General features: G+C 40.8%; 11 protein-coding genes. 3 read left to right on the top strand and 8 right to left on the bottom strand.

Going from position 1 to position 12,713, the window contains the following annotated elements; translation table 11 throughout:
- The first annotated feature begins 203 nt into the window (after positions 1-203).
- Positions 204-2,432, top strand: coding sequence for an NADP-dependent isocitrate dehydrogenase (locus CXF81_RS17445; RefSeq protein ID WP_101182627.1), 2,229 nt, complete (start codon positions 204-206; stop codon positions 2,430-2,432).
- Between the two features lie 138 nt (positions 2,433-2,570).
- On the opposite strand, the gene CXF81_RS17450 is transcribed toward CXF81_RS17445, so the two are convergent.
- The 7 genes from CXF81_RS17450 to cspD all read right to left on the bottom strand — a co-directional run bounded on the left by CXF81_RS17450 (position 2,571) and on the right by cspD (position 9,497).
- Positions 2,571-3,725: a cupin domain-containing protein gene (locus tag CXF81_RS17450; protein ID WP_101182629.1), complete on the bottom strand. Its 1,155-nt coding sequence runs from the start codon at positions 3,723-3,725 to the stop codon at positions 2,571-2,573.
- On the bottom strand, positions 3,722-4,675 hold the full coding sequence (locus CXF81_RS17455; protein WP_232771980.1) for an adenylate/guanylate cyclase domain-containing protein: 954 nt from the start codon (positions 4,673-4,675) through the stop codon (positions 3,722-3,724). The genes CXF81_RS17450 and CXF81_RS17455 overlap by 4 nt, the downstream gene beginning before the upstream one ends.
- Before the next feature lie 337 nt (positions 4,676-5,012).
- A complete protein-coding gene (gene purB, locus CXF81_RS17460; protein ID WP_101182633.1) occupies positions 5,013-6,392 on the bottom strand; it encodes an adenylosuccinate lyase in 1,380 nt (459 codons plus the stop codon).
- A gap of 81 nt (positions 6,393-6,473) precedes the next feature.
- A complete protein-coding gene (gene hflD, locus CXF81_RS17465) occupies positions 6,474-7,100 on the bottom strand; it encodes a high frequency lysogenization protein HflD (protein ID WP_101182635.1) in 627 nt (208 codons plus the stop codon).
- A 13-nt stretch (positions 7,101-7,113) separates the two neighbouring features.
- Positions 7,114-8,268 (bottom strand): tRNA 2-thiouridine(34) synthase MnmA, encoded by a 1,155-nt coding sequence (mnmA, locus tag CXF81_RS17470; protein ID WP_101183109.1) that lies wholly within the window; start codon positions 8,266-8,268, stop codon positions 7,114-7,116.
- Positions 8,269-8,385: 117 nt separating this feature from the next.
- Positions 8,386-9,009, bottom strand: a complete 624-nt coding sequence (locus CXF81_RS17475; RefSeq protein WP_198556424.1) for a pseudouridine synthase — start codon at positions 9,007-9,009, stop codon at positions 8,386-8,388.
- 266 nt (positions 9,010-9,275) lie between these two features.
- Positions 9,276-9,497, bottom strand: coding sequence for a cold shock domain-containing protein CspD (cspD, locus tag CXF81_RS17480; protein WP_101182637.1), 222 nt, complete (start codon positions 9,495-9,497; stop codon positions 9,276-9,278).
- Positions 9,498-9,699: 202 nt separating this feature from the next.
- Between cspD and clpS the strand changes: the two genes are divergently transcribed.
- Both clpS and clpA read left to right on the top strand, forming a co-directional pair.
- Positions 9,700-10,023 carry an ATP-dependent Clp protease adapter ClpS gene (gene clpS / locus CXF81_RS17485; protein ID WP_101182639.1) on the top strand — a complete coding sequence of 108 codons (324 nt, stop codon included), beginning with the start codon at positions 9,700-9,702 and terminating at the stop codon, positions 10,021-10,023.
- Between the two features lie 12 nt (positions 10,024-10,035).
- Positions 10,036-12,303 (top strand): ATP-dependent Clp protease ATP-binding subunit ClpA, encoded by a 2,268-nt coding sequence (clpA, locus tag CXF81_RS17490; protein ID WP_101182641.1) that lies wholly within the window; start codon positions 10,036-10,038, stop codon positions 12,301-12,303.
- Positions 12,304-12,486: 183 nt separating this feature from the next.
- On the opposite strand, the gene infA is transcribed toward clpA, so the two are convergent.
- Positions 12,487-12,705, bottom strand: a complete 219-nt coding sequence (infA, locus tag CXF81_RS17495; protein ID WP_006010397.1) for a translation initiation factor IF-1 — start codon at positions 12,703-12,705, stop codon at positions 12,487-12,489.
- Positions 12,706-12,713 lie beyond the last annotated feature (8 nt).

The following is a 12,713-nucleotide window of genomic DNA, read 5'->3' on the forward strand; positions in this document are numbered from 1 at the left end:
TCATCGGATGAGTCAGGAAGTCCAACGCAAATCATCCTATTCCTATATAAAAACAGTTTAAATTCCTTTAAAATATGCGCTTTCGAATTACATGTGCACATGATTTCTGTCAATAGGAAAAAACAGTTGATTGTAATCTAACAACAGTAAATTCGAACAATCTCGTTATTTTATTTTACAGTTTACACGCATTAGGAATTTTAATGACTACTGATACATCCAAGATTATTTACACCATTACCGATGAGGCTCCAGCGTTAGCCACGCAATCATTATTGCCGATCATTAAGGCATTTACTGCATCTTCTGGTATTGATGTTGAAACTCGCGATATTTCTTTAGCTGGCAGAATCATTGCAAATTTCCCAGATTATCTAACTGAAGAACAACGTATTGGTGACGCACTTGCTGAACTTGGTGAATTAGCTCAGACGTCTGAAGCAAATATTATCAAATTACCGAATATCAGTGCGTCAGTACCGCAACTTCAAGCTGCGATTAAAGAACTTCAGTCGAAAGGTTACGCTTTACCTAATTATCCAGAAATTGCAAAAACTGAAGAGCAAGAAACAGTCAAGCAAAGCTATGCGAAAGTGCTTGGCTCTGCAGTAAATCCGGTATTGCGTGAAGGCAACTCTGATCGTCGAGCTCCGGCTTCAGTTAAGCAGTATGCTCGCATAAACCCGCATTCAATGGGTGCATGGTCAATGGATTCTAAGTCTCATGTTTCGCATATGGAAGCAGGTGATTTTTATGCTAGTGAGCGATCAACAACCGTTTTAGGTGCACAAGATGTACGCATCGAGTTTGTCGCATCTAACGGCACGGTAACAACATTAAAACAAAAAGTGTCGTTGCTTGATAAAGAAATCATTGATGCTTCAGTAATGAGCAAAGCAGCGTTGGTTAGCTTTTTTGATAAAGAAATTGACTTGGCCAAAGAACAGGATGTCCTGCTTTCATTGCACATGAAAGCGACAATGATGAAAGTATCAGATCCTGTTATTTTTGGTCACGCGGTTGAAGTGTTCTATAAAGACGTGTTTGCTAAACATGCTGATATCTTCGCTAAAATTGGCGTTGACGTTAAAAATGGTTTAGGTGATGTATATGCCAAGATCGCATCATTACCAGAGCAACATAAAGCTGAAATTGAAGCAGATATTGATGCTGTATACGGCACGCGCCCTGAAATGGCAATGGTTGACTCAGACCGTGGTATTACTAATCTACATGTTCCAAGTGATGTTATTATTGACGCCTCAATGCCCGCCGCAATAAGAGCTTCAGGTCAAATGTGGGGACCAGACGGTAGGCAAAAAGATACCAAGTTTATGATCCCCGATCGCAGCTATGCAGGCGTATTCTCTTCAGTTGTTGAATTCTGTAAGAAACACGGTGCATTCGATCCAACAACCATGGGTACAGTGCCTAATGTTGGTCTGATGGCGCAGAAAGCAGAAGAATATGGTTCACACGATAAAACCTTTATTTTGCCCGCAGCAGGTGTGGTTCGAGTTGTTAATACTGCGGGTGATGTAATGCTTTCCCACAATGTTGAAAATGGTGATATCTGGAGAATGTGTCAGGCCAAAGATGCGCCTATACAGGATTGGGTGAAATTAGCAGTGACTCGCGCTCGTGCTACAAATTCGCCAGCCATTTTTTGGCTAGATGAAGACCGTGCACATGACGTGCAAATGATTAAGAAAGTAAACATATATCTTAAAGATCAGGACACTGCTGGTTTAGACATTCAAATAATGAGCCCTATTGAAGCGACCGAATTTACATTGCAACGTTGTGCAAGGGGTGAAGATACTATTTCTGTAACGGGCAATGTATTGCGCGATTATTTAACCGATTTGTTCCCGATCTTAGAATTGGGTACAAGCGCTAAAATGTTGTCTATTGTTCCATTGATGAATGGCGGTGGTCTGTTTGAAACCGGTGCCGGTGGATCTGCGCCTAAGCACGTTCAGCAGTTTGAAAAAGAAAATCATTTACGTTGGGATTCGTTGGGCGAGTTTTTAGCATTAGCGGCTTCTTTAGAACACTTAAGTGTAACGACTGATAAACCGAAAGCAAAAGTATTGGCAGATACATTGGACAGAGCAACAGCGACGTTCTTGCAAGAAAATAAATCGCCATCACGAAAAGTAAATGAATTGGATAACCGTGGTTCGCATTTTTATCTAGCGACGTATTGGGCACAAGAGCTTGCGGCACAATCGGGTGACGCTGAATTAAAAGCACAGTTTACGCCGGTAGCCGAAAAATTAAAGGCACAAGAAGCAACCATTGTTAACGAGTTGAACAGCGCCCAAGGCGTCGCTGTTAATGTAAACGGTTACTACTTTGCAGATGATAATTTGGTTGTTGAAACAATGCGACCGAGTGCAACATTGAATGAAATATTGGCGTCAGTCTAAAATGTTGAGGTGTTAACTGTAATCAACGTTAAGACTTTTGAGTCATTATGTACTGATTGCAAAGTAAAAAGGCTAGATGAAAAATCTAGCCTTTTTTGTTTTTAAGAATACAACAAAGTACAGTAAATTTGGGCTTTATTAATCTGACAAAACCCAATAACCGATATTTATCAAGTTTGTCACAATCGCGACAAATTCAAGGTTATTGAGTACTTCTTCGTCAATGTCTATACCCACCGATACGTCTTTATTGTTGAGTAAAACTTCAAAAGCATCCTTCAGGGCTATGCCGACCGTATATGAATTTCCATCAATGAAAAAAACAAAATTCTCAGACCTCTGTTGCTCGGCATATACAGGCTTGACGCCTGTCATTTTGGCTAATGATACACCGTCCAGTAATTCACTGCGGACATCCTCAACAGTGTAATTTGCTTGTAGTGCTTCGTCATTTGGCAAGCCTTGACGACTAAGTAATTGCAGAAGTGCATTCTCTGCTTGTTCAGAATTAATCAACTGCTCAAGATGTTGCTTTATTTTGTTTATTTCAGATGCATTAACCGCTGCGCTTGGTGTATTGATTGTTCTCAGGCTTCGTAATTGAGGATCGGTATAACGTAATGCAGTGGCCGGGTCGATAATGTTCTCATCAACCAAACCGCTCAGCAATTCGAGTGAAGTAGGTGCCCTAAAGCCGATACTGTAATTAAGGCAGTCGGTAAGCGCGACACCATTATGAGGATGTTTTGGGGGGATGTAGACAACATCACCAGGCAACAGTACTTCATCAATAATAGGTGTAAAACCATTAATCTGTTTTAGTAAAGGGTGGGGAATAGATTCGGTATAATCGCTGGGCAGACCAACTTGCCAGCGCCTTGACCCTTTTCCCTGAATAATAAATACATCATATTCATCAATATGTGCGCCAACGCCAGCACCTTCGTTTGAAAAGCTGATCATGACATCGTCAAGACGCCAGTTGGGGATGAAGTTGACTAATTGAGTCAGTTCGTCAACTTCATCAATGTATTTGTCAACGCCCTGAACAAGCAAAGACCAAGCGCCTATACATGTATCTTCATATGTCTGGAAAGGCCCTTGAGTTGCCGTCCATTTTCCGTTTAAACAGGAAACAATGCGGCTATCCACGTCATCTTCTTGAGCTAAGCCAGCTAATTCATGTTCATCAATAGGATCGTTGAATGACTCAACGAAACCCCTTATGATACACGGTTTTTTTTGCCAACATTCTGTTAAGAAGTGAGTTTGGTCGAATTTAGTGATGATCATTTTGCACCTAATAACTTATATACGGTAACTTGCCCTAAGCCTTTCAATGGCTGCGCCAACCCAGAACAAAACTGATAATTTTGCATACTATACAGCATGGTTTGTTGGCAGACCTGAATTTCTCTATTCGCTGCTGTTGATTCTAAGCGGGAAGCAAGGTTCATTGTATTCCCCCACACATCAAATGCCGGTCTTGATTGTCCAATAATGCCGGAAATTGCATTGCCCGATGCTATACCCATTTTAATCCCAATATTAACACCGGCTTGAATTTCAAATTCTCGACTGATGGCGAGCGCAAATTGACAGCATTTTTGACTCGTTTCGTAAGAGCTTAATGAGCGATTGTCCAGACCAACCCCTGCAATATACTGGTCGCCGTTAGTCTTTATTTTAGTTAGCTGATGTTGCTCTGCAATAGTATCAAATACACAATATATGCGATGTAAAAACGTCACCAAGTTTTTATCCGAGGTTTGGCGGCTATAGGGCGTGAACTGTGTGAAATCGATAAAGATGATGCTAGCAAATGGATGTTCAGTAATACAATTTTCTAAACTCAAAGGCTCAGCCGACATCAGATGACGTGCAATATTAATAGGGATCACTTTTTGTAATAGTTGCCTTGTTTTTTGTTCTGTCATTTGCATTTGTTGCCAACTACGATTTATCTGTCGGCGGATCCATGTCGCTATTAGGAAACAAGAAATCGACAATGTCCATGTGTTGACGTTCATGATGCCAAGCGGCCAATCTTCAGTTTCAATAGAAAACACGAATTGGTTTTGGAAGTATATAAATAATCCACAAAATATACACAGTGTTATCCACAGTTGTTTGGTCTCCTGAGGATTAAAAAAATAGAGACACGCAAACATGCCGAGTAAAAAGTAAAATTGAATATTTAGGTTTATTTGCCATAACAAAATAGCGGTGATGAGATAACTCATATAAGTCAAGATTAGTAAGCATCTAGCTAATTCAAACAGATTCAATTTGCTTAAGAAAAATGCGGACGAAAAAAAACTAAGATGCACTAGCATACTGATTATGTGAATGTGCACACTGGGTATATTCGAAAAGTATAATAATTTTAAGGATTGAACAAACAAAACTAAGCATAAAAACAAACAAACTCCGGCTAATATGTCCGCTTTCTTGCTTGGTTTTGATTGGATGCTTAGGGGACTAAAATTTAAACGCTCAAAATACTGTTTAAGCACAGGCATGACATTAAACATGACACACATCCTTGTGAGTCTTTAATTAGGGTTGTATTTTTTCAGCTTATTGCTCTGCAAGCAACTGATCAACAAGCCTAATTGCGTCACCAATATAGTTTGCAGGGGTCAATTTTTTTAATTCAACTTTGACTTCCTGTGGCAATTCCAAATTGTCTATGAACTCAGCCATTACTGCCGCATTTACCTTTTTACCACGCGTTAATTCTTTGAGTTTTTCATATGGTTTTTCAATGCCGTAGCGACGCATCACTGTTTGAATAGGTTCAGCCAGTAATTCCCAGTTATTATCGAGTTCAGCAAGTAGGCTTGGTTCATTGAGTTGTAACTTGCTTATGCCTTTTAACGTTGCTTGATAAGCAATGACCGCATAACCTAAACCGACACCTAAGTTTCTTAAAACAGTGGAATCAGTCAGATCTCGTTGCCAGCGGCTGACCGGTAGTTTCGTTGCTAAATGTCCTAAAATGGCATTCGCAATGCCCAAGTTACCTTCTGAATTCTCAAAGTCGATTGGATTGACTTTATGCGGCATTGTTGAAGAGCCAATTTCACCGGCAATGGTTCTTTGTTTAAAATGACCTAAGGCGATGTAACCCCATACATCGCGATCAAAATCGATGAGTATTGTGTTGAAACGAGCGATCGCATCATATAATTCAGCGATGTAGTCATGCGGTTCAATTTGGGTCGTAAAGGGATTCCATGTAATACCCAGTCCGATAACAAAATCGCCTGCAAATTTATGCCAGTCTGTATTTGGGTATGCACTCAAGTGGGCATTGTAGTTACCTACCGCGCCATTGATTTTGCCTAGCAGTTCGACGTTTGCAATTTGCGCTCTTTGACGCTTCAGACGTATCGTCACGTTTGCCATTTCTTTACCCATTGTTGTAGGTGAGGCTGGCTGTCCATGGGTTCTCGCCATCATTGGAATACGTTGGTATTCCCTGGCTAAGCGAGTAAGCTCAGAAATAAGTTGATCACAATAGGGCAGCAACACATCATCACGACCGCCTTTGAGCATCAATGCATGTGATAGGTTATTGATATCCTCAGACGTGCAAGCAAAGTGAATAAATTCATTAATCGCTTGTAGTTCGGCATTATCTGCTACTTTTTCTTTTAGGAAGTATTCTACTGCTTTGACATCATGATTTGTTGTCGCTTCAATATCTTTAACGCGTTGGGCGTCAGCTTCACAAAATTGTTCAATAATATTGTTTAACAGATCATTCGCTTCTTTACTAAAAGTAGGAACCTCAATGATATCTTGATGTTTTGCGAGCGCTTGTAGCCAGCGAACTTCAACAATAATGCGCTGCTTAATTAAACCATATTCGCTGAAATATTCTCTCAATTCCTTTGTTTTTGTGCCGTAGCGGCCATCCACAGGTGAAAGAGCGGTAAGTGCGGATAGGTTCATTGTGTGTCCTTAAAAATTATAAATTACGAATTAAATATGCATTTTACATTTGAGTCGCAGTGCCTTTCCCAACTTTCTGCGTTAGGAAATGACGCGTATGGCCTGCTTAGCCGCTTTTAAAATCTGATTTTTGTTGAATAATATGTGTCTTCTTTTACCGCCCATTTGGCGCCATAGCACGGCAGAACGAACACCAGCAAGGAGCAGTGCGCGCACTTTATGTTGATTCGTTTCCAAACCAAGGTACTGCTGATTTCCAGCGATCTGAATTTTCGGAGAAAGTGGGCTGACGACATCGGTATACACGCTTGCTAACGATGCCATTATTTGAGTATGCTCTATATCGACGTGCGCCAATTGACGTTGTACGTGTGATATTCGCTCGCCCAAGGTACTTAACGCGGTAGGATGTTTACTCAGCTTTCGTTCTAAACTTAAAATCGACGCTACATAACGCGTTATTTCGGCGTCTTTGTGGCGGCTTTCATTGTCTAACTGTGCGAGCAATGTCTTAAAACCCACCGTTAAGTTCGGTAGGGAACCATAGACTTGTTGCGGGTTATCCGGCGCCATAACCAAAATACTTGAAATACTTGCCTCAATGGATTGTGCATCAGCACTACCTTTTCTAGCTACACTTTGAACTAATGCTGCGGCTTGGCATACTCCCGCAAGGGCTATGTGACGTTCTATATCAGGGCTAATCATTTATTTCTTACCCTCATGCTTTAGCAATATTTGCTGGAAATGTTTTAACTTCGTTGTTAACCAAGTATCCTTCTATCACACCACCACCTAGGCAGGTGTCTTCAATATAAAAAACAGCTGACTGACCTGGTGTGACCGCTTTTTGAGGCTCATCAAAAATCACTTTTACGTTGCCATTGTCATCAGGTGTAACGGTACAGGGTATATCTGCTTGACGATAACGAGTTTTTACCATCATTTTGATTGTTTCGAGCGGCCCTTTTCTGTCAACCCAATGCAGCTGATTTGCAATCAAACCATCAGAATAAAGACGAGGGTGGTTGGCACCTTGGCCAACAATTAAGACATTGCGCAATACGTCTTTATCGACAACGTACCAAGGCGCTTCGCCGTGTTCTTTTTTGCCACCAATAAGTAATCCTTTGCGTTGTCCTAGTGTGTGGTACATAAGCCCATCATGATGGCCAATATCTTCACCTTCAGTGGTTTCTATAATGCCTGGGCTAGCAGGTAAATATTGGCCGAGAAAATCTTTGAATTTACGTTCACCGATAAAGCAAATACCGGTACTGTCTTTTTTGTTGTGTGTTACAAGCCCTTGTTGCAGGGCAATCTCACGCACTTTTGGTTTGGCGATAGCGCCAACAGGGAAGAGTGTTTTAGCGATATGCTCATGACCGAGGGTATATAAAAAATAACTTTGGTCTTTGTTGCTATCATGACCACGAACCATCTTCCATTTACCATCTTCAAACTGGCGTTGTACATAGTGACCTGTCGCAATGTAGTCGGCACCTAAGTCTTCTGCCGCAAATTCTAAAAAAGCCTTAAACTTGATTTCTTTGTTGCACATAATATCTGGATTAGGTGTTCTACCTGCTTTGTATTCTTCAAGAAAATATTCAAATACATTATCCCAGTATTCAGCAGCAAAATTGATTTGATGAAGATAAATACCAAGCTTGTCGGCAACTGCTTGTGCATCATCTAGATCCTCGGCAGCCGCACAATATTCGTCATTGTCGTCTTCTTCCCAGTTTTTCATAAACAAACCTTCAACTTGGTAACCTTCTTGTTGCAGAAGATAAGCTGAAACTGAAGAATCAACACCGCCGGACATGCCGACGATGACCTTTATTTCAGAGTTTGGTTTAGATGAACTAAGCATATTATTGTCAGTCAACGAGCTATTACCTTTTATGTTAATACGAATGGCAAGCGATTTAGGGCACATATAATAGCAATTTTTAACCAGGGTTTATAGTTTCTCATAGCGTAAAGTTGACTAATTTAGTTCGCTTTTAGTTGAACTCAACTCAACATACTCACCACTGGCTATGTTGTCTAATGTCCAACTGCCGATGCTGTATCGAATGAGTCGCAGCGTAGGAAATCCGATATGTGCTGTCATACGACGAACCTGCCTATTTCGTCCTTCTGTAATAGTGATGGACAACCATGTGGTAGGAATGTTTGCTCTAAACCTCACTGGAGGCGTTCTTTCCCATAAGTCAGGAGCAAGGATTTGTTCGACTTTAGCGCCAACAGTTGGACCATCGTTTAAAGTAATACCGTTACGCAGCTTGTCTAAATCGGATGCGCAAGGTTGTCCTTCTACTTGTACCCAATAGGTTTTACTTGTTTTATTTTTTGGTGATGAAATTTTATTTGCTAGTTTACCGTCATTGGTCAATATCAACAGGCCCTCACTGTCACGATCGAGACGACCGGCAGCATACACGTTTAAGATAGGAATAAAGTCTTTGAGCGTTTTACGCCCCTGTTGGTCAGTAAATTGAGTGAGCACCATGTAGGGCTTATTAAAAAGCACGGTTTTTTTAGGCTCTGAGGGCTTATTTTCTTGTTTTTTTCGTCGTTGACTAAAATACGTTGACGTTGAATTTTTCACGAAAATTGACTGCCTGAACTTTATTCTCAGTATTTAATGTCAATAATTATGCCACGAAGTCGTGTTTAGCGTAAGAATCTTTTTACGTTTACCTGAATTTGAAGCCTGTTGAGCCCTCATTTTACGAATCAAGCGTGGCGCAATTGATACTATCTTGACATGTTTTGTGACTACAAATTGATATTCAAGCGTAATATTCAGACACAAAAAAGCAGGACTAACTCCCGCTTTTTGTATCTGTTTAAATGCTTATAAACGATTTTCGGCTATCTTTCCGGCTCTTCATCATTTAAGCCAATGTTTTCCGCATGTAAACCTTTTGGACCTTGTTGGACTTCATAAGTCACGTCTTGGCCAGCTTTGAGAGAACGATATCCATCCATTTTGATCGTCGAATAATGCGCAAATATATCTTCGCCGCCATCTTCGGGTACAATGAAACCGAACCCCTTAGCATTGTTAAACCATTTAACTTTGCCTAATGCCATGCTATTTCCTTTTCTTGATCCTTGAATTAGAGCAAATTTGTCCCCACAATAAAAGAGACCATGAAGTGGTGCTCACCAAAAAAGCATCACAGACTAAAAATGTATGTTTTTTGACCAGTAATTGTCAAGTACAAATTAAGTATTATGACAATTTATTAAAAAAACTGGTCTTGTTCTTATCTTTGACACTATTATAGTAACTATGACTAAACAAAATATAATTCTCACTGACGGCGAAAAGCAAATTGACACCGTTAAGAAAAAAGTTGAGCCGCCGCCGATGTACAAGGTGATGCTCAACAACGACGACTATACGCCTATGGAGTTTGTGATAGAGGTACTTGTAACCTATTTCAATGTAAATCCTGAAAAAGCGAATCAGTTAATGCTTACCGTACATACTCAAGGTAGGGCTGTTTGTGGCATATTTACTGCAGAGATTGCAGAGACCAAAGTGATGCAAGTGAATCAACATTCACGAAAATACCAACATCCATTGATGTGTACAATGGAACCGGCGCAATAGTAAGGGGAAGAAATGTTAAATAAAGATTTAGAACAGACATTAAATGAAGCCTTTGTTTTCGCGCGTCAGCATCGTCATGAATTTATGACTGTAGAGCATTTGTTACTTATGTTGCTCGACAATTCTGCCGCTAAAGAGGCATTAAAAGCGTGTGGTGCAAGTATCGAAGCGTTGCGCACAGAACTCACCGATTTCGTCAATGAAACCACACCTTTGATGTCTGAACAACAAAGCAGCGAGCGTGAAACGCAGCCTACGCTAGGATTCCAGCGTGTATTACAACGCGCAGTATTCCATGTGCAATCTTCTGGAAAAGGTGAAGTAAACGGGGCAAACGTGCTCGTCGCTATTTTTAGTGAGCAAGAATCACAGGCCGTTTATATTCTGAAAAAGGCTGACGTTACTCGTTTAGATGTCGTCAATTACATTTCACATGGTGTTAGTAAAGTCGACGAAGAATCAGGTACGCGAGAAGAAGTACAGGAAGAAGGTGCTGAGAATGAAGAAAACCAGTCAATGCTTTCTAAATATACGAGTAACCTAAATGTTGCCGCTAAAGAAGGTAAGATTGATCCGCTAATTGGCCGTGATCAAGAATTAGAAAGAAGTATTCAAATTTTATGTCGCCGTCGTAAGAATAATCCGCTATTAGTTGGCGAAGCTGGTGTTGGTAAAACCGCAATTGCTGAAGGTTTAGCGTACAGAATTGTGCAAGAAAGTGTGCCGGATGTCATTGCCTCATCCACGGTTTACTCGCTTGACCTAGGTGCCCTGTTGGCAGGTACAAAGTATCGGGGTGACTTTGAAAAACGATTGAAAGGTATTTTAAAAGAACTCAGCAACGATCCTGATGCCATTCTCTTTATCGATGAAATTCATACTATTATTGGCGCTGGTGCTGCGTCTGGTGGCGTCATGGATGCGTCTAATCTGTTGAAGCCAAAACTAAGTAGTGGTGAGTTACGCTGTATTGGTGCAACAACGTACCAAGAGTTTCAAAGTATTTTTGAAAAAGACCGTGCACTTGCTCGACGCTTCCAGAAAGTGGATGTAGTTGAGCCTAGTGTTAGTGATACTACGAAAATATTAATGGGCTTGAAATCTCGTTATGAGGAGCACCACAGTGTGCGCTTTACGCAAAAAGCGTTAGCTGCCGCTGCGGAGCTTTCAGCTAAATACATTAATGAACGTCATTTGCCGGATAAAGCAATAGACGTGATGGACGAAGCCGGAGCAAGTCAGCGCCTATTGCCAGCTTCAAAGCGTAAGAAAACCATCAATGTTAGCGATATTGAACAAATTATTGCCAAAATTGCACGTATTCCAGAGAAGTCCGTGTCAAGCTCTGACAAGGAAGTACTGAAGAACCTTGGACGTAATCTTAAAATGGTGGTGTTTGGCCAAGATAAAGCGATTGATATACTATCAGACGCAATTCAGTTATCTCGTTCTGGTCTAGGAGATGAGACTAAGCCGATTGGTAGCTTCCTATTTGCAGGTCCAACTGGAGTAGGTAAAACCGAAGTCACCCAACAACTTGCAAAGGTGATGGGTGTGGAATTAGCGCGTTTCGATATGTCTGAATATATGGAGCGTCATGCAGTTTCACGTTTAATCGGTGCACCACCGGGTTATGTTGGTTACGATCAAGGCGGATTATTAACTGATGCGGTTATTAAAAACCCATACTGCGTTGTTTTATTAGATGAAATGGAAAAAGCCCACTCAGACATTTACAACATACTATTGCAAGTGATGGACCACGGTACACTCACTGACAATAACGGTCGTAAGGTGGATTTCAGAAATGTTGTACTGGTAATGACGACTAATGCCGGCGTACAACAAACAATGCGTAAATCTATTGGCTTTAAAGAACAAGACCATAGTCATGACGCTATGTCTGAGATAAATAAGACATTCGCACCTGAATTTAGGAACCGACTCGACGGGATCGTTTGGTTTAATCATTTGGACGAGCAAGTCATTCTGCAGGTCGTGGACAAGTTCATTATTGCATTGCAAGCTCAACTGGACCAGAAAGGCGTGTCATTAGAAGTGTCGGACAAAGCGCGTGACTGGTTGGCAAAGAAAGGCTATGACAAGACAATGGGTGCAAGACCGATGGCTAGGATTATTCAAGAGAAACTTAAAAAGGAACTTGCCTCCGAGTTATTGTTTGGGAAACTAAGCAACGGTGGTGAAGTAAAAGTTGGTCTGAAAAAAGACGAGTTGACTTTTGCATACGCTCCTATAACCAAAGCTAAATCTGAGGCTTAATGATTACCTCTCATTGTCGTCATTAATCAGACAAAATAAAAAACCGCCAGAAGGCGGTTTTTTTTTGAAACTTTTACGCTTGTTTAATTAATGACTACCGTCATTGCAAGCCAGCATCATTTGAGTCAACGCGTTTTAATTAAAAGCAGTAGTCCTGATGACTCAAGGCCTCAGTTTTGACTATTAACGCGCTCTATAGATGATACGGCCTTTACTAAGGTCGTATGGAGTCATCTCAACGGTAACCTTGTCACCAGTTAATATACGAATGTAGTTTTTACGCATTTTACCTGAAATATGCGCAGTCACTACGTGACCATTTTCCAATTCAACTCGGAACATGGTGTTTGGTAGTGTATCTAACACCGTACCTTCCATTTCAATACAATCTTCTTTTGCCATCTAAAGCA

Source organism: Glaciecola sp. 33A (assembly GCF_002836745.1).
Taxonomy (GTDB): domain Bacteria; phylum Pseudomonadota; class Gammaproteobacteria; order Enterobacterales; family Alteromonadaceae; genus Glaciecola.